At 63.1% G+C, this 20230-nt stretch carries 23 protein-coding genes and 1 pseudogene; 11 read left to right on the top strand and 13 right to left on the bottom strand.

The annotated features are described in order from the left end of the window. Positions 1 to 288 precede the first annotated feature (288 nt). The 5 genes from LRS53_RS05900 to LRS53_RS05920 form a co-directional block, all read right to left on the bottom strand. A complete protein-coding gene (locus tag LRS53_RS05900; protein ID WP_231355272.1) occupies positions 289 to 1263 on the bottom strand; it encodes a biotin-dependent carboxyltransferase family protein in 975 nt (324 codons plus the stop codon). Continuing rightward, a complete protein-coding gene (locus LRS53_RS05905) occupies positions 1260 to 2132 on the bottom strand; it encodes a 5-oxoprolinase subunit B family protein (protein ID WP_231355273.1) in 873 nt (290 codons plus the stop codon). The genes LRS53_RS05900 and LRS53_RS05905 overlap by 4 nt, the downstream gene beginning before the upstream one ends. Continuing rightward, on the bottom strand, positions 2129 to 3502 hold the full coding sequence (locus tag LRS53_RS05910) for an acetyl-CoA carboxylase biotin carboxylase subunit (protein WP_231355274.1): 1374 nt from the start codon (positions 3500 to 3502) through the stop codon (positions 2129 to 2131). Before LRS53_RS05910 ends, LRS53_RS05905 begins: the two co-directional genes overlap by 4 nt. Further along, entirely contained in the window at positions 3499 to 3750 is a 252-nt protein-coding gene (locus tag LRS53_RS05915) for an acetyl-CoA carboxylase (RefSeq protein WP_231355275.1), read from the bottom strand. Before LRS53_RS05915 ends, LRS53_RS05910 begins: the two co-directional genes overlap by 4 nt. 93 nt (positions 3751 to 3843) lie before the next feature. Then, positions 3844 to 4608, bottom strand: coding sequence for a 5-oxoprolinase subunit PxpA (locus LRS53_RS05920; RefSeq protein WP_231355276.1), 765 nt, complete (start codon positions 4606 to 4608; stop codon positions 3844 to 3846). Positions 4609 to 4727: 119 nt separating this feature from the next. Between LRS53_RS05920 and LRS53_RS05925 the strand changes: the two genes are divergently transcribed. The 3 genes from LRS53_RS05925 (at position 4728) to LRS53_RS05935 (ending at position 7317) form a co-directional block, all read left to right on the top strand. Then, the gene (locus tag LRS53_RS05925; protein ID WP_231355277.1) at positions 4728 to 5645 is read left to right on the top strand and encodes a LysR family transcriptional regulator; all 918 of its coding nucleotides are present in this window, start codon (positions 4728 to 4730) and stop codon (positions 5643 to 5645) included. Between the two features lie 137 nt (positions 5646 to 5782). After that, a complete protein-coding gene (locus tag LRS53_RS05930) occupies positions 5783 to 6034 on the top strand; it encodes a helix-turn-helix domain-containing protein (protein WP_231355278.1) in 252 nt (83 codons plus the stop codon). Continuing rightward, entirely contained in the window at positions 6031 to 7317 is a 1287-nt protein-coding gene (locus LRS53_RS05935; RefSeq protein WP_231355279.1) for a HipA domain-containing protein, read from the top strand. Before LRS53_RS05930 ends, LRS53_RS05935 begins: the two co-directional genes overlap by 4 nt. A gap of 9 nt (positions 7318 to 7326) precedes the next feature. Here LRS53_RS05935 and LRS53_RS05940 read toward each other — a convergent pair whose 3' ends face one another. Together LRS53_RS05940 and LRS53_RS05945 are read right to left on the bottom strand one after the other, a co-directional pair. Further along, positions 7327 to 7725, bottom strand: coding sequence for a hypothetical protein (locus LRS53_RS05940; protein ID WP_231355280.1), 399 nt, complete (start codon positions 7723 to 7725; stop codon positions 7327 to 7329). 34 nt (positions 7726 to 7759) lie between these two features. Continuing rightward, positions 7760 to 8767: a 1-aminocyclopropane-1-carboxylate deaminase gene (locus LRS53_RS05945; protein WP_197480268.1), complete on the bottom strand. Its 1008-nt coding sequence runs from the start codon at positions 8765 to 8767 to the stop codon at positions 7760 to 7762. 165 nt (positions 8768 to 8932) lie between these two features. Here LRS53_RS05945 and LRS53_RS05950 point away from each other — a divergent pair, with 165 nt between their 5' ends. The 6 genes and pseudogenes from LRS53_RS05950 to LRS53_RS05975 all read left to right on the top strand — a co-directional run bounded on the left by LRS53_RS05950 (position 8933) and on the right by LRS53_RS05975 (position 11884). Further along, entirely contained in the window at positions 8933 to 9403 is a 471-nt protein-coding gene (locus LRS53_RS05950; protein WP_231355281.1) for an Lrp/AsnC family transcriptional regulator, read from the top strand. Between the two features lie 168 nt (positions 9404 to 9571). Continuing rightward, a pseudogene (locus LRS53_RS05955) lies at positions 9572 to 9655 on the top strand (oxidoreductase); the annotation flags it as partial. A 280-nt stretch (positions 9656 to 9935) separates the two neighbouring features. Continuing rightward, on the top strand, positions 9936 to 10364 hold the full coding sequence (locus LRS53_RS05960; RefSeq protein ID WP_231355282.1) for a DoxX family protein: 429 nt from the start codon (positions 9936 to 9938) through the stop codon (positions 10362 to 10364). 25 nt (positions 10365 to 10389) lie between these two features. Then, entirely contained in the window at positions 10390 to 11313 is a 924-nt protein-coding gene (locus LRS53_RS05965; RefSeq protein WP_231355283.1) for an NADP-dependent oxidoreductase, read from the top strand. A 141-nt stretch (positions 11314 to 11454) separates the two neighbouring features. Then, entirely contained in the window at positions 11455 to 11598 is a 144-nt protein-coding gene (locus LRS53_RS05970) for a hypothetical protein (RefSeq protein ID WP_231355284.1), read from the top strand. Between the two features lie 13 nt (positions 11599 to 11611). Further along, positions 11612 to 11884, top strand: a complete 273-nt coding sequence (locus tag LRS53_RS05975) for a flavin reductase family protein (protein ID WP_231355285.1) — start codon at positions 11612 to 11614, stop codon at positions 11882 to 11884. Here LRS53_RS05975 and LRS53_RS05980 read toward each other — a convergent pair. From LRS53_RS05980 to LRS53_RS05995, 4 genes are all read right to left on the bottom strand, one after another. Beyond that, positions 11881 to 12759 carry a helix-turn-helix domain-containing protein gene (locus LRS53_RS05980; RefSeq protein ID WP_231355411.1) on the bottom strand — a complete coding sequence of 293 codons (879 nt, stop codon included), beginning with the start codon at positions 12757 to 12759 and terminating at the stop codon, positions 11881 to 11883. The genes LRS53_RS05975 and LRS53_RS05980 overlap by 4 nt on opposite strands. 158 nt (positions 12760 to 12917) lie before the next feature. Beyond that, positions 12918 to 13337, bottom strand: a complete 420-nt coding sequence (locus tag LRS53_RS05985; protein ID WP_231355286.1) for a nuclear transport factor 2 family protein — start codon at positions 13335 to 13337, stop codon at positions 12918 to 12920. Positions 13338 to 13391: 54 nt separating this feature from the next. Further along, positions 13392 to 13991 (bottom strand): NAD(P)H:quinone oxidoreductase, encoded by a 600-nt coding sequence (gene wrbA / locus LRS53_RS05990; RefSeq protein WP_231355287.1) that lies wholly within the window; start codon positions 13989 to 13991, stop codon positions 13392 to 13394. Between the two features lie 120 nt (positions 13992 to 14111). Further along, on the bottom strand, positions 14112 to 15017 hold the full coding sequence (locus tag LRS53_RS05995) for a LysR family transcriptional regulator (protein WP_231355288.1): 906 nt from the start codon (positions 15015 to 15017) through the stop codon (positions 14112 to 14114). A 99-nt stretch (positions 15018 to 15116) separates the two neighbouring features. Here LRS53_RS05995 and LRS53_RS06000 point away from each other — a divergent pair, with 99 nt between their 5' ends. Together LRS53_RS06000 and LRS53_RS06005 are read left to right on the top strand one after the other, a co-directional pair. Further along, complete coding sequence (locus LRS53_RS06000) at positions 15117 to 16031, top strand: pirin family protein (protein ID WP_231355289.1); 915 nt, start codon at positions 15117 to 15119, stop codon at positions 16029 to 16031. A gap of 432 nt (positions 16032 to 16463) precedes the next feature. Further along, entirely contained in the window at positions 16464 to 17228 is a 765-nt protein-coding gene (locus tag LRS53_RS06005) for an SDR family NAD(P)-dependent oxidoreductase (RefSeq protein ID WP_231355290.1), read from the top strand. Positions 17229 to 17675: 447 nt separating this feature from the next. Here the strand turns inward: LRS53_RS06005 and LRS53_RS06010 are convergent, their stop codons facing one another. Continuing rightward, on the bottom strand, positions 17676 to 18830 hold the full coding sequence (locus tag LRS53_RS06010; protein ID WP_231355291.1) for a M20 family metallopeptidase: 1155 nt from the start codon (positions 18828 to 18830) through the stop codon (positions 17676 to 17678). Beyond that, positions 18830 to 20224: a M20 family metallopeptidase gene (locus tag LRS53_RS06015; protein ID WP_231355292.1), complete on the bottom strand. Its 1395-nt coding sequence runs from the start codon at positions 20222 to 20224 to the stop codon at positions 18830 to 18832. Before LRS53_RS06015 ends, LRS53_RS06010 begins: the two co-directional genes overlap by 1 nt. Between the last annotated feature and the right edge of the window lie 6 nt (positions 20225 to 20230).

Raw genomic sequence — 20230 nt, forward strand, 5'->3', positions numbered from 1 at the left:
TTCGACTTCCCTACCCTGGCATCGTCGACCAGCTTGTTTTCAATTGCAGCAATTGCTGCTTGTGACGAATCTTCGCTGCGCGAACAAAACCGTCTTTGGCTTGCACCGCTGGACCTCTACACAGCTGCAGAACAATTTCTCGCCGGCATCCAGTGTCACCCGCACGCATCGCTGCTCAGCGTTTCTGCTAAAGGTCGTTCAGCGACGATCCTGAAGACGCGCCTGTTACCGGCCGCGCCTTCAGGATCTATCAGCTCACCGTTGAACGTTCTGGCTGATTGTCGCCAGTCATCCAGCCAAGGCCTGCTGCAGGCGCTGCAAGCGTTCCTGGTAGATCCGGCGTGCCGCTAATGCATCTTCCAGCGTTACGACGACGAACCGCGCTTTCTGATTCGGCTGCAGTTGGCCGATCAGATCCAGGTCACTGCTGATGACCGTGCCGATCATGGCGTAACCGCCTCCCGACACCGCGTCTCGGTGCAAGACGATGGGTTCGAGGCCCGCCGGTACCTGGATCGAGCCGATGGGATAACAGCTGTCGACGATATTGGATGGATCCGAGCCGGCACCAAAGGGTTGTTCGCGCGGCGTGAATGCCAGCGGTCGGCCGCCCTTGAAGCGATAACCGATACGGTCGGCTTCGGAGCCTACTGTCCAGGTATCGGCGAAAAAGGCTTCGGCCGCGTCCGCGGTCAGGCGGTGATGATAGAGCCCGGGTACGACACGCAAGGTCACTTCGCCGCCGCAGGCCGGTACCAGATCGCTCGATAACCGAATTCCAGGCTTGGCAGCTGCCGCTGGCGTTCCGATCGGCAATTCGTCTCCCGCGGCAAGACGTCGACCCTGGAAGCCACCGAGGCCACCCAGCGTATAGGTCGAACGACTGCCCAGCACCTCGGGCACATCGAAGCCTCCGGCCACCGCCAGATAGCCGCGGGCACCGGCCTTGAGGTAATCGAACTTGAGCACCTGGCCGGCCCGCACGACAAAGGCCTGGTCCAGCGGCATCTCGGCGCCGTCCAGGCGTGGCGTCATGCGCGCGCCGCTCAGGGCGACCAGGGCGTCTTCGGCGAACTGCAGCTCCGGCCCGAGCAAGGTGCATTCCAGCGCGGCGGCTCCGGGTGCATTGCCCACCAGCAGATTGGCCGCGCGCAAGGCATAGCTGTCCATGGCGCCGGACGGCGGAATGCCCAGGTGATAGTAGCCTTCGCGACCGAGGTCCTGGATCGCGGTGGCCAGGCCGGGTTTGAGTACCTTGATCATGCCGGCTCCTCCATCAGGGTGCGCGGATAGCCACGGGGATGGTCGAGAAAGGCGTCCAGGGAAAAGTCCACAGGGCGTATGTTCAGGGTGAAGCTACCCTCCTCTACCTCGGCCAGCATGCGATCGTATTCGACCCGGTCGATGGCGCGGAAGCGGACGATGTCACCGGGCCGGAAGAACACCATGTGCTCCTGCAGATAGTCGAGGCGCTGCGCCGGATCGTAGATGGGTGCTGGCGTCACCCCGAACATCTGGTAGCCACCGGCGCCGCGGACCGAATAGATGCAGCCGAAGCAGCCGCCGTGACCCAGGGTCTGTTTAGGCGTGTCGGTGCGGGGCCGCAGGTACTTCGGCACCTGCAGCTGCCGCTCCGGCTCCACCATCTGGAACATGAACGGCAGTCCGGCCACGAAGCCCACCATGGACACGAACCAGGGCGCGCCGCTGTGGGCGGCGATAAAGGCTTCGACGTCGGCCAGGCCGTTGATGCGCGCAGCGTATTCCAGATCGGTGGCGGACGGATCCTGGTGGCGATCGCGAAAGCGCATCAGCGTCTCGTGGGTCCAGGGATCGTTGTAGAGCACCGGGATTTCGATCATCCGTGTGGCCAGTTGACGCTCGGCCACCGCCTGGTCTTCCACGCCCTGGACGGCTGCCAGGAGCCGGTCGGGCGGCAGCACGTCGGGATCGAAACGGATCTGGAAGGAGGCATTGGCCAGGCAGATGTCGTGGATGCCGGGCAATTGCAACGCCTGCACCGCGCGGGTCATGGCCAGGCCGCGGAAAAAGGCCTCCAGGGACATGCTCTCGGACAATTCGACGAACAGGTGTTCGTCGCCGCCGAAGCTATAACGGATCGCGGTCGTCATGCGGGGATCTCCTCGGCCAGCCAGTGTTCCAGGGTACCGGTGTCGAAGCGGGCTTCGATCACCCAGGGTTCGTCCAGCAGCCGTCGATGCAGGGATGCGGTGGTGGCCATGCCGGTAAGGCGCAACTCGTCCAGCGCCTGACGCGCACGGGCCAGCGCCTCGGTGCGGTCGGCGCCATGGGCGATGAGCTTGGCCAGCAGCGAGTCGTAGTAAGGCGGCACCCGATAGCCCGCATAGAGATGACTGTCGACGCGGATGCCCGCGCCACGCGGCCAGGCGAGCTGCTCGACCGTTCCGGGACTGGGGAAGAAATTGCACGCCGGGTCCTCGGCGTTGAGCCTCAGCTCGATGGCCGCGCCCAGCAGATGGATGTCTTCCTGGCGCAGCCGCAGGGGTTCGCCACCGGCGATGCACAGCATGGCCTGGACCAGGTCGATGCCGGTGACCATCTCGCTGACCGGATGCTCGACCTGGATGCGGGTATTCATCTCGATGAAGAAGAACTCGCCCCGGGCTTCGTCGAACAGGTATTCCAGGGTGCCCGCGCCGCGATAGCCGAGACTTTCGGCCAGACGGACCGCGCTGGCGCAGAGGGTCTCGCGCTGAGCAGTGCTCAGCACCGGTGATGGTGCTTCTTCCAAGAGCTTCTGACGGCGACGCTGCAACGAACATTCGCGTTCGAACAGATGCACCACGCGCTGGCCATCACCCAGGATCTGTACCTCTATATGGCGAGCGTGCTCGATGAAGCGCTCCAGATAGAGGGCACCGTTGCCAAAGGCGGCCTGGGCTTCACGTTGAGCGAGGGGAAATTCCCGCGCCAGTTCGGCGGCATCGCGGGCCAGGCGGATGCCCCGGCCTCCTCCGCCCGCCGACGCCTTGATCAGCAGCGGATAGCCCACCGTCTCGGCTGCCGCTATGGCCGCTTCTATATCGGCCGGTTCGCCGGCGGAGCCAGGCACCACCGGCACGCCGGCCGCCAGGGCGGTACGCCGCGCCTCGGCCTTGTCGCCCATGCGGCGAATGATGTCACCCGAGGGGCCGACGAAGATGGCACCGGCCTCCTCCACTGCATCGGCGAAGGCCGCGCTCTCGGCCAGGAAGCCATAGCCGGGATGGACCGCATCGGCGCCGCTGTCACCCAGGGCCTTGAGCAGTGCGTCGATGTTGAGGTAGCTGCGATCCGCCCGCGCCGGGCCGATCACCACCACGGCATCGGTCTGCCGCGCCGCCAGGGAATCCTGGTCCGCCTCGCTGCAGGCCAGCACCGTCTCGATGTTCAAGGCCTTAGCGGCGCGCAGAATACGGACAGCGATTTCACCACGATTGGCGACCAGCAGACGGCGGATGCCGCCCCCTGTCGTGCTCACGAGTCGGCTCCGCTCAGGGTGGCCAGCAACTGACCCGGCTCGACCGGATCGCCGTCTTCGACCACGAAGGCCGTCAGGGTCCCGGCGACCTCGGCGTGGATCTCCGAGAATTGCTTCATCACCTCGACCAAGCCGATCACGGTACCGGCGGTGACGGTTTCCCCGACATCCACATAGGGCGCCGCATCAGGCGTGGGTTTGCGATAGAACGTTCCGGGCAAGGGCGAGAGCACCGAATGTTCGGCCATGACGATTCCTCTTCTAGGCGATGTTGTCGGAAAGGCAGGCGTAGCTAATAGATGGAGGATCCGGCGTCTCGGGCGCCAGTATCGAACGCGGAACTAGTCGGCGCGGGGTGCGCGCACGGCGATGCCGGCGGCGTCCAGGCGCTGGCGAATGGCCTGCGCCAGGCCCAGCGCACCGGGGGTATCGCTGTGCAGGCAGATGGATTCGAAGGTCACCTCGACCTCGCCTCCCTCCACCGTGGCGACCCGCCCCTGTTGGCAGGCTCTTAGCACTCGCTCGGCCACCGCCTGGGGATCCAGGGCGCCCACACGCCGGACCAGCACGATGGAGCCGCTGGCGTCGTAGTCCCGGTCGGCATAGAACTCGCGTACCAGGGGCTGACCCAGCTCGCGACCGATGCGCCAGGTGGCGGAGTTGGGCAGGCAATAGAGCAGCAGCTCGGGTTCGAGCCGCTGCAGGGTCTCCACCAGCAGGCGGGCCGCCGCCTCGTCCCGTGCCAGGTGCATGAACAGCGCGCCATGGGGCTTGAGGTGTTGCAGGCGCAAGCCGTGCAAGCGGGCGAATTCACGCAAGGCGCCGAGCTGGTAGACGATATCGGCCACCAGTTCTTCGGCGGGCATCTGCAGCGGGCGGCGCCCGAAGCCCACCAGATCGCGATAGCCCGGATGGGCGCCGATGGCGACATTGCGCGCCTTGGCCTGCAGCACGGTGCGCTGCATGAGGCTGGGATCGCCCGCATGGAAGCCAGTGGCGATATTGGCCGAGCTGACCAGGTCGAGCAGCTGGTCGTCCACGCCGTCACCCAGGGTCCAGGCGCCCAGGCCCTCGCCCATGTCGGAATTGAAGTCCACCTCGATCATTGCGGTATTCCCTGGCAGCGGTGCGTTGTCCTCGACCTTATGACTGCCCTGCCCCCCTTGGGAAGATTTATTATCCAAGGTTCAGCGTTCGGAAAAATCGATACCTCAGGACGATCCCCATGGCCCTAACCCTGCGTCAACTGCGCTACTTTGCCGCGACCGCCGAACTGGGTCAGATCTCCCAGGCCGCCATCCACCTGAACATCTCCCAGTCGGCGGTGACCAGCGCCATCCAGGAACTGGAGGGCCTGCTGGGTGCCAGCCTGTTCGTCCGTTCGGCCCAGGGGATGGCCTTGACCGACGCCGGTCGGCATTTCCTCAACCATGCCTACGGCATCCTGCGCGGGGTCGACGACGCCCTGAGCAGCGCCCTGCCCGACCACCGCGCCAGCGGCGAGCTGCGCATTGCCGCCAGCTACACGGTGATCGGCTATTTCCTCCCCCACCACCTGCAACGCCTGGCACAGCTCTATCCAGAGGTGACGGTGGCGGTGCACGAGCAGGAGCGCCAGGCCATCGAGGAAGCGCTGCTGGACAAGCGCATAGACATGGCGGTGGTGCTGACCGCCAACCTGACCCACGAGGACATCGTCTCCGAAACGCTCTTCAATTCCGAGCGCCGCCTCTGGCTGCCCAGTGGCCATCCCTTGCGCGATCAACCCAACGTCAGCCTGGCCGATGTCGCCCGCGAGCCCTACGTACTGCTCACCGTCGACGAGGCCGAACAGAGCGCCATGCGCTATTGGCGCCAGTCGGGCCTTGAACCCCAGGTGCGCGTGCGCACCAGCTCGGTGGAGGCCGTACGCAGCATGGTGGCCAACGGCAGCGGCGTGGCCATCCTTTCCGATCTGGTCTATCGGCCCTGGTCCTTGGAGGGCAAGCGCCTGGAAACGCGCACCCTGGTGGAGCCCATCACCCCCATGAGCGTGGGGCTGGCCTGGCACAGGGAGCATCCACTGACGCCGGCCATGCAGGCCTTTCGCAGCTACTTCCACAGCGCTTTTCTGGCGCCCCAGCAGCTGGGCGCGCGACGGTGACTGTAGATATAAATCCTCACGATCGAAAGGATTCGATCTGAATAACAGCTTGGATAGCTAAAATCCTCACGATCTTGAGGATTGTATCGGCCATCCCTTTGGCGTTAGCCTGATCCTCACGCTCGTGAGGATAAATCATGCAGGTGCTACTCAAGAATGCCGCCGACCTTGGTGCCCTCGTCCGTCAGGCCCGCAAGGCCCAGGCCCTGCGCCAGGACGATGCCGCCGGCAGTCTCGGCGTCAGTGAAAACTTTCTCGGCAAGGTCGAGCGCGGTGGCGAAACCGTCCAATGGGGCAAGTTGTTCCAGGTACTGGAAGGCCTGGGCGTGCGCCTGATCGTGGATTTGCCCCCTGAAGTGGAAGTCCAGCCGGATACTCGGACACCATGAGGCGTGAACTCCTGGCCTGGATCGACGACCAGTTGGTGGGTCGGCTGGCTGACGAGAACGGTATCTGGTCGTTCCAGTACGAGCCGGGTTGGCAGGCCTTCGGGCTCTGTCCGCAATTGCCCTTGCAGCGAGCGACGCTGATCGATGGCAGTTCGCAGCGACCGGTGCAGTGGTACTTCGACAACCTGCTGCCCGAAGAAGGTCAGCGGCAACTGCTCGCCCAGGATGCGCGCCTGGATGCCGCCGATGCCTTCGCCCTGCTGAGCTGGTACGGCGCCGAATCCGCCGGCTCCCTGACCCTGCTCACCGAAGGTCAGCGCCTGCCGCCGGGAGATCGCCGGCCCCTGAGCGACGCCGACCTCTCCCGGCGGATCAAGGCCATGCCGCAGCTGCCGCTGACTCACGAGGCACACAAGCGCATGTCGCTGGCCGGCGCCCAGCACAAGCTGGCGGTGATCCTCGATGAGCAGGGGCTGCAGGAACCCGTGGGCGCCCTGCCCTCCACCCATATCCTCAAGCCGGACCATCCCCACGAGGCCTTCGCCCATTCGGTGATCAACGAGTGGTTCACCATGCGCCTGGCGGGTCTGGCCGGGCTGATGGTTCCCGCCGTCGAGCGCCGCTACGTGCCCGAGCCGGTCTATCTGATCGAGCGCTTCGACCGCGTCCGCACCCCGGACGGCTGGCAACGGCGCCATGGCATCGACGCCTGCCAGGTGCTGGGGCTGGACCGTCATTTCAAGTACCAGGCGGGCAGCGTCGAGCGGCTGGCCGAGCTGGCCCGGCTGTGCGAGGCGCCCGCCGTGACCCGGACGCGGCTGTTCAACTGGCTGGCGTTCAACGTGCTGGTGGGCAATACCGATGCTCATCTAAAGAACCTGGGCTTTCTGGTCTCACCGCGGGGGCTGGCCCTCGCACCCTGCTATGACCTGCTCTGCACGGCGGTATACGAGAGCCGCGCCTTCGACCAGCAGCGCTGGCCGGACGCAACCACCCTCGCCTGGCCGATCCTCGGTGAAAACCGGCTGGCGGCCATCGACCGCGAGCGATTGCTGGATGCAGCCGAAGCGCTGGGTATCAAGCGCTCGCCGGCTGCTGCCCAGTTGCAACGCCTGCGCCAGCGCCTGCCCTCCCAGGCTCAGCAGCTGCTGGAACAGACCGAGCGAGAAAACCAGGCCCTGGCCGGCGCGCGACCGGAGCTGCGGGCGGTCTTCGCCGGCGAGTTGCGCTGTCTGCGCGCGATCAGGGCGCTGATCGCCGAACAGGTCGAGCGGCTGGCCTGACGGCTACGCTCAAAGTGGCAACACCGCCAGCAGCCGCTCGCGTCTGAGCTGTTGCAGGCGAGCGATCAGCTCACCCGTGGGCGTGCCGCTCGTGAACTGTTGCAGGCGCTGACCGGCGACCGATCCCAGCCACTCCAGCTCGTTAAAGCCTTCCGGCTCGACCGCCAGCAGCAGGCAGTCACCGCCCAGCAGGGACAACAGCCGTACGATCCGGCTCTGCGGACCCTGGGTGAGCCACTCCTCGTGCAGCCCGCCGACGTCCTCCAGCTGCAACACCGGGAGATCGCTGCAGCCGGGCAAGCCGCTGCGCAATTCCCCCGTTACCGTGGGGTCGAGACCGCCATGCAGGATGACCAGCGCCACGGCCGGTCGGAGGTCGTCTACCGCTATCCAGGGTTGGCTCGTCATGTGGGGCCTCCTCGTGACCGGTCGTGGCCTGGGCTCAGGCGAAGGCGTTGTGGTAGGCGTTGAGCGCCGGGGCGCCCCCGAGGTGAACATAGAGCACCCGGCTGCCCTTGGCGATCTCGCCACTGCGCGCCATGGCGATCAGCCCGGCCATGGATTTGCCCTCGTAGACCGGGTCGGTGAGCATCCCTTCCATCTGCGCGGTGTAGCGGATGGCCTCGACGGTGGGGCCATCCGGCAGGCCGTAGTCCGGTCCGCAGAACCGTGGCTCGATGATGACGTCCTCGTCGCGGATCTCCTGCTTCAGGCCGATCATCTCGGCGGTGTTGCGCGCGATCTTGGTCACCGCGGCGCGGGTCATCTCGGCGTCCGCCGCCGTGTCGATGCCGATCAGGCGGCGTTCCCGCTCCTGGGCGCGAAAGCCCACCACCATGCCGCCCTGGGTAGAACCGGTACAGGTGGCCGTGACCACGGTATCGAAGAAGAGGCCCTGGTCGCGCTCTTGCGCCGCCAGTTCATCGGCAAAATGGGCATAGCCGAGGCCACCTAGGGGATGGTCCGAGGCGCCGGCGGGAATGGCGTAGGGCTTGCCGCCTTCACGCCGTACCTCGTCCAGCGCGCGCTCCCAGGTCGCCTTCACCGCGGTGGAATAGCCCTCACCTTCCAGCAGCGTCTGGGCACCCATCAGCCGCGACAGCAGGATGTTGCCGACCTTGTCGTAGACCGGGTCTTCCCACTTGGTCCACTCCTCCTGGACCAGCCGGCACTTCATGCCCAGCACCGCGGCGACGGCGGCCACCTGGCGCGTGTGGTTGGACTGGATGTTGCCGATGGAGACCAGGGTGTCGCAGCCCTGCGCCAGGGCATCGGCGGCCAGCCATTCCAGCTTGCGCACCTTGTTGCCGCCATAGGCGAGACCGGAGGAAACGTCGTCACGCTTGGCCCAGAGTTCGATACCGAGGTCCTTCGACATGCGCTCCAGCTTGTGCAGGGGCGACGGGAAATAACCGAGCTTGACGCGGGAAAAACGCTTTTCGAGGTCCAGGGACATAGCAGCGACTCCAGTGATGAGAGAACGCCTTCCATGCTAGGCAAAGCTTTAGAAAAGGTGCTTTCGAATGACCGGCACAAAAGCTGCTTTCCTTCTGGATGAGGTGTTTGAACAACAAGACCCTTCAGCCAGAATCCTCTTCCAAAGGAGAATCTTTCGATGAGCGAAAGCGCGGAACTCACTCCGGTCGAACGTAAGATCCTGAGAGCCCTGCAACAGGACGGCCGCCTGAGCAATGCCGAGCTGGCCCGCCAGGTGTCCCTGAGCCCCAGCGCCTGCTGGAATCACACACGCAAGCTGTTCGACAGCGGCGTCATCACCAGCGTCAGGGCCCATGTGGACCCCAAGGCCGTGCAGCGGGAAACCGCGGTACTGGTGGGGGTGGTGCTGGACCGATCGACCCCGGAATCCTTCCAGGCCTTCGAAGCGGCCGCCCGCGCCCTGCCCCCGGTGTTGGAGTGCTACCTGGTGGCCGGCGACGTGGACTACTTCATCAAGCTCAGGGTCAAGGACATCGCGGCCTTCAATCGCCTGCACAGCGAACGACTGATCGCCCTGCCCGGCGTGCGCCAGGTGCGCACCTTTTTCGTGCTGAACGAAGTCAAGACCGAGGGGTTGTTGCCTATCTGATTCGGCGGGTGGCGCCTAGGCAGGGACGGGTGCCGAGCGGCGCGCGTTCAGGAGAGCCGTCGGTTTCCGAAATTGTTGCGACATTTTGGAAATACCTAAACCGAAATCAGCCAATGACAGAAATCGGTCCATGGCTGCCGTTTCCGTAGGGCAGCTAACGGCAAAGAGCGGACCGTGGCTTATGCGATGGAGCAGCCAGCAAAGGTGGATGTGAGCGAATTGATCGTTCGATCCACTGCCAGCCCCTTATAAACGTACAGCCGAAGCTGGCTTACTGCGGACAACATGAGCAATCCGGCTAAGGTGGCTGATCATGAGTTGAGCGCACGCGAAAGATAGTGAGGTGCAGCGAAGGCAGGCTTAGTGCCGCAACGGCCCGCTGATGGTGCTGCGATTACTCTAACTCCAAAAGACGTTCGATTTTGTCGAATGTTTCGTTCTATATTAGCCAGCTATTTGGTAAAGCGATCTGGAGGCATGATGTCCTCACTGCGGCTCACCAAGGGTGGTGGCCCATACAGAGGAACTCACTATGACTCAGTCCATTGCTCTCTCTAACGCCACTGCCAGCTCTGTTTCTCTATCTGCTTCGGCCTCGCTCGCCGGGCGTGTGGCGCTCAGCGCCATATTCATCCTCTCGGGGATATCGAAGGTTGGCGCACCGGCCGGAATGATCAGCTATATCGAGTCGGTTGGCCTGCCATTTCCAACCGTTGCTTTTTTGATAGCCGTGCTTGTTGAGCTGCTTGGTGGCATTGCACTGATTTTGGGCTACCGCACTCGTCTCGTTGCCGCTGCTTTAGCCGTCTTCAGCGTGGCCACGGCGCTTGCCTTCCATAACCAACTGGGTGACCAGAACCAGTTCATCCACTTCTTCAAGAACATCGCCATGGCAGGTGGGTTGTTGCAGGTTGTGGCGTTTGGCGCTGGTCGGTTCAGCCTTGACGCGCGTCGCGCCTGATCTCTGGATATCTAAGGAAAAAGTCATGAAAGCGATTCGCGTAGCGCAATACGGTCAGGCCGAAGGGCTCACTCTACAAGAGCGCCCGGCCCTTGCACCGAAGAAGGGCGAAGTCTTGATCGATGTGGCTGGAAGCGGGGTAAATCCGATCGACTGGAAAATTCTGTCTGGGGCCATGCAGGCCTTCATTCCGCTGGAGTTGCCCTACACGCCAGGCGTAGAGGTGGCTGGAAGGGTCGCCGCGGTAGGCGAGGGCGTCGACAGTTTTGCAATAGGTGACGAAGTATTTGGCTTTATCGGGATCGTTGGCGGCTATGCCACGCAGGTTATCGCCAGTGCCGACCGACTGGCGCACCGCCCTGGTCGGTTGTCCCCCCTGGAAGCGAGCGGCGTCCCCGCAGCGGCTCTCACAGCCTGGCAGGCGTTGCATGAGCATGCGCAGATCAAGGCTGGACAGACGATACTGATCCACGGGGCAGCTGGCGGCGTTGGCAGCATGGCCGTACAGATGGCTAAAGTCGTCGGCGCGACGGTGTTTGCCACGGCATCGGCGCGCAACCACGATTATCTGAAATCGCTGGGTGCCGATCAGGTCATCGACTACACCCAAAACCGCTTCGAAGCCGTGATCGATGAAGTCGATGTAGTGCTGGATCTGGTAGGCGGGGACACTCAATCGCGTTCTTGGGATGTCTTGAAGGCAGGCGGGGTTCTGGTTTCACCAGTGAGCCCTCCCGATGCAGCGCGGGCGGCGGAGGTCGATGCGACGGGCAAGCATTTCGCGACGCGCTCCGACGGCGCTCAGCTAGCCCAGATCGCTACCTTGTTCGAAGGTGGCGACCTGATGATTGATGTGGAGGTGTTGCCCCTGTCCCAGGCTGAAGGTGCGTTGCGCAAGAGCTGGGGACGGCACATTCGCGGCAAGCTGGTGCTCGATGCGAGTCGATGATTGTTTGACCCAACATAAAGCCGGGCGTAGCCCGGCTTTTCTTTGTGCGCAATTTCCAGACAGTCCGCACAAGGGCCCGACAGCACCGCCGACTTGAGCAGTTCAATCTGAGTGCATCCAACGAAAATAGGAGTCGCACTTATGGACTACCGTAAAACCGCTTTCCCCGTGCATGAAGCCCGCCGTCATCTTGAAACTGGCCCTATCGTACTGGTGAGCTCTGCCTGGAAAGGCGAGACAAACATCATGACGATGGGCTGGCACATGAGTCAGTATTGGCAATAGCTCGGGTTCAGAGTTGGATAAGTTCAAGGCATTCGGGTTAGCTGCCGTGCCAGCCGTACACGTACGGGCTCCGCTGATCGGTGAATGCTATGCCAATTTCGAATGCCAGCTGGCTGATGACAGGCAGATAGACGAGTACGGTCTGTTCATCTGGGAAATCGTGAAGGGACATGTTGCATCGAACATGATTGAGCCGGAAACGCTGCACTACCGCGGACACGGGGAGTTCCGAGTCGCCGGGCCTGTACTTGATTTTAACGATCGGTTCAAACCGCAAAACCTCTAACGCTGTGCTGGATCGCGGTACGCACTAGGCGTCACGCCCACCTCGCGACGGAAGACTTGGGAAAAGTGGCTGGGGCTGGAGTAGCCAACCTCCAACCCGATGTCGATCACGCTGCGGTCGGTATCGAGCAACAGCTGTCGCGCCCGCGCAATGCGCAGGCGAATGAAGTACTGAGAAGGCGACAAGCCGGTGGCCCGCTTGAACAGGCGACTGAAGTGGTACTCGCTCAATTGCACTGCTTCAGCAAGGACGTCGAGGGAGAAAACCTCGGCCAAGTGCTGATTCATCAGATCTATGACGCGGCGCAGTTTGTAGGCTTGGAGGGCGTTGCCAGGTTTTGTCGTCGCGTTCGCGTCGCGGTAGGTACGTACGAGATGGATTGTCAGCGCTTGGGCGAGGCTGCGGACGAAAAGAGGGCTAGGCTCGTGCCGGTCCACCAGTTCCAGGCGCAAATGCTCTGCCAGCATCTGCACCAGCTCGTCGCGCGCACCAGAAACGTCGCGAAAGATAACTGATGCTGCAGAGGAGCCCAGCAGATCGTGGGCTGCCTGTTCGACCAGCGTGTAGGCGAGATACAAGTGCAAGACCTCGAAGCTGTCGCAGCCTTGGGTTTGCCAGCGCATCTCATAGGGCTCTGCGGTGTTGGTGAGATAAAAATCACCGACGTGCACGAGGGCCGATTCCCATTCTCCGCCCAACGTTCGTTCTTCGACGATGGCTGATCCTGCCAGCACTATAACCAACAGCGGTTCGGCAACCGCGGGGACTAGGACGGGCTCAGTGATACTGTGGTGCCTGAAGAACTGCACCACTACGTCTTGCAGGCCGGGCCGCTGCGGCAGCGCGATGTGATCGCTGGGCATGTAATGCAGCATCGATTCCGCTGGAACGCGCTCAGGTGAAAGACGCTCAGCCTGTGCGTTGGAATGGGTGGCTTCGAGTGGATTCACAAAGGTCAACCAACGACGATGCCCTCAATCGAGGGCGGCGTTCGATAGGGTAGCGTGTCCGCGGCCCTATGCAACTACGTGGCTCAGCCTGCCAATGCTGGGATTGGCGCGTCTAGCGCAATGGCCGCACGAACTGGGTCGAAGTACTCGCGGATGAAAGCGAGATTGTCATTTTCGACTCGCACAAACAGCACGTAGTCCTGTTGGTAGACGCGGCCGGTCGTTTTGATCAGGCCTTTGGCCTTTATCTCTGCGCTGGCCTCGGACGGATTGGCGCCAGGATAGATCTTCAAATCGAAGAAACGAAAATTTTCAACTGCTCCTACGAACCAACCCACATGCGCTAACACCGCATCGCGTCCGACTAGGCGGGCTGGATGTCCTAGCGTTGGCGCGAAAGGCAGTTCCCAGACCAGGTCGTCAGCGATCAGCGTCTTCCAACGCTCGGGATCATTAACGAAGGTATCGAAATGCAGTTGCAGCAGTTCTGAGGCGGTCGCCATGGTGTGCGCTCCTATATAGGGTTAGGCGCCCGCAATGTGCGAGCCTCTTGCAGATCAGCCGAATAGCTTGGTGGCGGTTCGGGCGATCAGTTCACCCTGATGACGCGCGCCGGCCAGTTCCGTTTCGCTGGGCTGGCGTGAACCGTCGCCGCCAGTGATGGTGGTAGCGCCGTAAGGTGCGCCACCGACCACTTCGGCTACGCCCATCTGGCCCTGGTGGCTATAGGGCAAGCCGACGATGGTCATGCCGAAGTGCATCAGGTTGGTGATGATGGAGAACAGGGTGGTCTCTTGGCCGCCGTGCTGAGTGGCGGACGAGGTAAAGGCACCTCCGACCTTGCCATTCAACGCACCACGGGCCCACAGACCACCGGCCTGATCGAGGAATGCAGCCAACTGGCTGCTGATCCGTCCGAAGCGGGTACCGGTGCCGACGATGATCGCGTCGTAATGTTCGAGCTCGGCGACGGTTGCCACCGGTGCGGACTGGTCGAGTTTGAAGTAGGCGTTACGGGCAATTTCTTCGGGCACCGTTTCCGGCACACGCTTGACGTCCACCTGTGCGCCGGCGGCACGCGCGCCTTCGGCCACGGCGTGGGCCATCGGTTCCAGGTGACCGTAGGAGGAATAGTACAAAACCAGAACCTTTGCCATGTGATGTCTCCTCAACGTAGTGGCTGACGATGTGCCGCCGCGATGTAGAGCACTTTCTCATGGAGGATCGTTCGGAAATAGCCGCCTAATTTCGACCGTTACGTTCGATTTTTTAGAAAGTTAATAAGCGTGTGCCTGCTCGCGAAATCGCTCGATTAGCCACTTCGCTGCCGGCCCAGGCGGCGTATCGGTGCGGTAAATGACGTCGAACTGATAGTCGCCGCCAGGGCAGTCGGGTAGCTTTAGCGGTACCAGCCGGTTGACGGCCATGTCATCGCGCACCATTGGTTCTGGCATGTTGCCCCAACCGATGCCCTCGCGAAGCAGCATGTGCTTGGCGCCCAGATCCGCCAATCGCCAGGTTCGTGTGCCGACAACAGCGAACTCTTGGTCCGCCGTCAGCGCTGAGCGGTCGCTCAATACCAATTGAACATGTTCGCGGCCAGCGCCGGGCAGGTGAGGGCCGTCGGTGGCCAGTGGATGGGTCGGTGCAGCCACCGGGATCAAAGCAACCTTACCGATGCCAATGCGCTCAACGCCATCAATGCTCGTTGTCAGCGGGCCGCTGACGCCCAAGGTGGCGCTACCGTTGAGCACGCGCTGTGTCACCGCGCCGAGTGCCTCCATATGGAGATGCAGCGACACGGTAGGAAACTCCTCTCGGAATGTCTTGAGTGCATCGACGATTCGCTCGCTCGGTAACATGACGTCGAGCACCAGATGCACCTCGGCTTCTAAGCCATGAAGCAGCCCGCGAATCTTGGCTCGCAGGCCGTCGATACCGTTGTAGATCGTCCTGGCCTCGGCCAGCACGGTGCGGCCCGCATCGGTCAGTTGTGGTTTGCGTGTGGTCTTTCGGTCGAACAAGCTGACACCCAGTTGCATCTCCAGATTGGCGATCGAATAGCTCACCACGGAGGTAGCGCGATGCAGCTTGCGTGCAGCCCCAGCGAAACTGCCAACCTCCACAACGGTGAGGAATACACGCAGCTGGTCGAGCGTAGGGGTGCCGGGGTCTGAGATCATTTCTAATTCCTCGAACGTTTCGATGCATATTACCTAGCTATTGCTGAAAAGCAGGTGGGTCTACAGTCCGCTCATCAAATCTGCTAAGCGAGACTCATCATGACCCTCCAAGCCGCAAACGCTCCGATCGAACAGATCATCCTGCCCAACGTGCGTGATATCGGCGGATTCGACGTACGCCGTGCGCTGCCTTCGGCGCAGCGGCGCATGGTCGGCCCCTTCGTGTTTCTTGATAGCTTCGGACCTGTCGTATTTGGTGCAGGCGAGGGCGTCGATGCTCGCCCGCATCCACACATTGGCTTGGCCACCATCAGCTACCTGCTCGAGGGTGAAATGCTGCACCGCGACAGTGCCGGTCATACCCAACAGCTGCAAGCGGGCGAGCTCAACCTGATGATTGCCGGTCGCGGTATCGTCCATTCCGAGCGCTCCAGTGATCCGGTGCGAGCCAGCGGCGGCACGCTCATGGGGTTGCAGGCGTGGGTAGCGTTGCCCCAGGCACATGAAGAAACCGAGCCAGGCTTCCAGCACCTGACCGCACCTGCGCTCCCGACCGTCGAGGGCGAGGGCGTAACGCTTAAGCTGCTGGCGGGCTCTCTCGAAGGCCAGCGTGCATCGACTCGGACTTTCTCCGACCTGTTCTATGCCGATCTGCAACTGGACGGTGGTTCCCGCTATCACCTCTCGGCCGAGCACATCGAGCGTGCGCTTTATGTGGTTAGCGGGGAGGTCGAGGTGGTGGGTCAAGCTGGGCGTTTCGGCGCGGATCAATTGGTCGTCCTGCGGCCCGGCAGCGATGTTGTTATCCGCGCACTGGGCGGCGCTCGCCTGATGCTGCTTGGTGGGGAGCCGCTGGACGGCCCCCGCCATATCTATTGGAACTTCGTTTCCAGTCGGCAGGACCGCATTCTGCAAGCGGCTAACGATTGGCGTGCGCGCCGGTTTGCGGATGTGCCGGGCGATGACGACTACATACCGTTGCCCGATTCCGGAGCGCGCTGGCGCTTCAAGTGATCCTGGTTCGATAGCAGATGCAGCGTTTGCAGGTTTAGCTTCTAGAGCTCCCATCATGATCAATTCGTATCGTTTCTACGCTATCGCCGTTGCGGCATTACTCACCAATGGCATGTCACTGCTTGGCTTTGCTGATGAGTCTGCAGGCGGCGTCGCTCGGGCGCTGGAGTGTAAAAGTTGCCTTAGCCGAAGCTCGGAAATCATCTCGGCAATTGAGCTTGACGGCGAGATGCCTATATCGAACACACCACCGGCAGTGAGTCTCGTAGCAGTTGCGTTGAATCAGCTTGGCGCAAAACCCCGACAGTCAAGACAAACGCCCGAGAGTCCTGCCCTTCCGTCTGCGAGACAGTAGAGCCGTCATCAACGACGGCACCCCGCAGGGTGCAAGCCGGCGAATGTTTCGCTGGCTCCGACTCTGGAGGAAACACCATGACTGATATCCAAAACACTGTCCCGCAAGAAGTTAAAGGCAAGGTTGCGTTGGTCACCGGCGCTGCCAGTGGAATCGGTAAAGCCATTGCGTTATTGCTGCTTGCACGCGGTGCCAAGGTCATTGCCGAGGATCTCAACCCCGCAGTAGAAGAGCTGGCTCGGCCAGGCCTGGTACCGCTAGTAGCTGATATCAGCGAAGACGGTGCAGCTGAACGTGCTGTCGGGCTGGCCGTTGAGAAGTTCGGTCGACTCGACATCTTGGTCAATAACGCTGGGATCATCATCAACAAGCTGGTCGTGGACATGACACGTCAGGATTGGGAGCGTATCCAGGCGGTCAATGCCACAGCGGCATTCCTACACTGCCGCGAGGCGGTAAAGGCAATGATGCCAAACAAGTCTGGCGCCATAATCAACATCGCGTCTTACGCCTCTTACTTCGCGTTTCCAACCATCGCGGCATACACGGCATCGAAGGGCGCGCTGGCTCAGCTAACCCGCACCCTGGCGCTCGAAGCCATTGAGCATGGGATTCGCGTGAATGCCGTCGGCGTGGGTGATGTGGTCACCAACATCCTCAATGACGTCGTGGATGATGGCCCTGGCTTTCTGGCCCAACATGGCGAGGCCGCACCGATCGGCCGGGCCGCACAGCCCGAAGAAATTGCCGAAATCGTCGCGTTTCTAGCCTCGGAACGCGCGAGCTTCATGGTCGGCTCGGTGGTCATGGCAGACGGTGGGATGACCGTTACCGCAGGGTGATCGATGTGCAAAAGCGTTAGTTCTCGGCTGGCAGCATAGGTTATGGCGGGGGTACACGAACGTAGGAAATGCCAGACAGGATCAGGCAAACCCTCGGCACGTTCGGCATAACTGCCAATCGGCATCTTTTTCTAATCTGGACTCACGAAACGGATGACACCAAACGGCCAAGGCAGGCCATCCGTACCCTAAAATATGCAGGGTGTTCGCAGGCGGCAGCTTGGGGTCGCTTGTCGACGTCCGCGTTTGGCTGCTAGCTGCCCTACGCCAACGGCAGCTTTGGGTCGATAGCAGGCCTTCGAGCTGTTCCCACCTATTAAAGTCCATCCCTAAAATTGTTCACGGAAAATTCCGCAGGCAGTCGCAGCAATTTCGAAAATCTGAAGCCGCCAATTGTGGCCCTCCCCCGGCTAGGAGTCGCACCTGTTTCGGAAACCGGCAAGAGGATTAAGCCTTTGCGGCTAGAGCTAGGATGGTGGCCACCAGCGCCTGGGTGCGCGGGACCAGGGTGTCGAGCACCAGAAACTCGGCGTCGGTATGCACCTTGCCGCCAACCGGACCCAGGCCACAAAGGGTGGGCACACCCAGGCTGGCGGTAAAGCCGGAGTCGGCGCAACCGCCGGTGAACTCCCCCTCCACGCTGAAGCCAAGTGCCTGCGCCTCGTGCTGGTAGAGCGCCAGCAGGTCACGGCTCAGGTGCTCTTCCATGGGCAGGAACAGGCCGGTGGTGGTGACGCTGGCCCGAGTTCCCGGCAGCTCTTCCTCGGCGACGATGGCCTCGATGCGCGCCTGCAGTTCGGGCCAGTCCGCCAGGGCGACGAAGCGCACGTCCAGGCGCGCGGTGGCGCTGGGCGCGACGGTATTGCTGGAGGTGCCACCCTCGATGAGGCCGACGTTGGTGGTGATACCGCGCTCGTAGTCGGTCAGGGCGTGCAGCTTGACCACCTTGAGCGCCAGGGCCTGGACGGCGCTGGCGCCCTCGGCGTGGTTGACCCCGGCGTGGGCGGCGCGGCCGCTCACCGTGAGGGTCAGGCTGGCACCGCCCTTGCGCGCCTTGACCACGTTGCCGCTGATGCGCCCGGGCTCGCAGTTCAGTACCGCCCGGGCTGCACGCGCCGCGGCCTCCAGGTGCGGACGCGCCGTGCCGGAGCCGATCTCCTCGTCACCGGTGTAGAGCACCCGGACCGGGAATGGCAGCTCGCCGGCCCGCTTGAGCGCACGCAAGGCGAAGCAACTCGCCACCAGGCCACCCTTCATGTCCGCGACACCAGGGCCATAGGCCTGGCGGACATCCTGGGTGAAGCCGCGGCTGGCCACGGTACCCGGCGGAAAGACGGTGTCGCGATGGCCCAGCAGCAGCACCGCGGCGCCGGTGGCGGGACCCACCTGGGCGGTGAGGACGTCACCGAAATCGTCCACCGGCGTCCGGGTGACCTCAATGCCGTCTTCGGCCAGGGCGGCGGTGAGCACGGCGCCGACGGCATCCACGCCGGCCTTGTCGTAGCTGTTGGAATCGGTATCGACCAGGCGTTGCAGGAGACGGGTCATCGGCTCGCGCTGGGTGGCGAGCCACTCCAGGGCAGTAGTCTTGGCAAGGGACATCAGCTGCGGCTCCAGCGATCGCCCAGGTCCCAGAACAGCCCGGCCATGAGTTGCAGCCCCTGCCGCACGACCGGGGCCAGGAGATGCTCGTTGGGCGCGTGCTGGGAGCAGGCGGGATAGGAATGAGGTACCCAGAGGGTGGGCAGTTCGAGAATGTCGGCAAAGATGTCATTGGGCAAGCCGCCGCCGAAATTGGGCAGCAAGGCGGGCTTTGCGCCCAGGGTGTGGGTCAGGGACGTCAGCGCCCAGTCCACCCAGGGATTCTCCGGGTCCAGGCGCGAGGCGTGGAGGATCTCGTCTTTGGCACGGGTGACCCGCACCGCGGCGAAACCCTGCTCGGCCAGGTGCGCCTCGATGAGCGGGATGAAGGTCGTGCAGTCGCAGCCGGCGACGAAGCGGATCTGGCAGTGGGCACGGGCGCTGCCGGGAATGGCATTGACCGGTGCCTCGGGATTGCCGGTGATGAACGCCAGCAGTTCGAAGGTGTTCCAGCCATAGACGCGTTCGGCCGGGGTCAGCCCGGGCTCGCCCCAGAGGGGATCGATGGCCGGATCGCCCGGCGCGCCGCCCGCCTCGATGTCGGCCAACGCCCTGCGCACCGGTGCGGGCAGCTCGGTGGGCTTGAGCCCCGCGACCTGGATCTGGCCCCGGGCATCTACTAGGCTAGCCAGGGCATGGGCGAGAATGATGCCGGGATTGGCCAGCAGACCGCCCCAGTTGCCGGAGTGATGGCCGCCTTCGCGCAGGTCCAGGTGCAGGTCGAAATTGAAGGTGCCCCGGGCACCCAGGAACAGCGTTGGCCGGGATGCCGAAACCCGCGGACCGTCTGAGGCGATGAACAGGTCGGCGGCCAGGGCCTGACGCTGCTCCTGGCAGAAGGTGCGCAGGCCGACCGAGCCGATCTCCTCGCCCATCTCCAGCAGCAGCTTGACGTTGTAGCCCAGGCGTCCGCCGCGGGCGGCGATCACCTGTTCCAGCGCCGCCAGGTTGAGCAGGTGCTGGCCCTTGTTGTCGGCGGTGCCGCGGCCGTACCAGCGCTCGCCCTGCTCCACCAGGGTCCAGGGCGCAAGGCCTTCGCGCCAGCGGCTGGCATCGCCACGCACCACGTCACCGTGGCCATAGCTGAGCAGGGTCGGCAACGCCGGATCCTCGATCCGCTCGGCGATCAGCAACGGTCCCTTGCCGGCGACCGGATTGTCCAGCTGCCGGCTGGTGAAGCCGAGACTGGCCACATAGGGGGCGATGAACTCATTCAGGTAGCGGCCCAGCTCCGCCTGGCGCTCGGGTTCCTGGCTTTCGGTGGGATGGGCCACGGCGGTGGCGAGCCGGGCACGGAAGGCGCCGCTGTCGAAGTGCGCGGCGGCAAGCTCAAGGGCATGGGTACGGCTGGTCATGGCGGA

Origin of the sequence: Pseudomonas sp. PLB05, assembly GCF_021106615.1 — a bacterium.
Taxonomy (GTDB): Bacteria; Pseudomonadota; Gammaproteobacteria; order Pseudomonadales; family Pseudomonadaceae; genus Chryseomonas; species Chryseomonas benzopyrenica.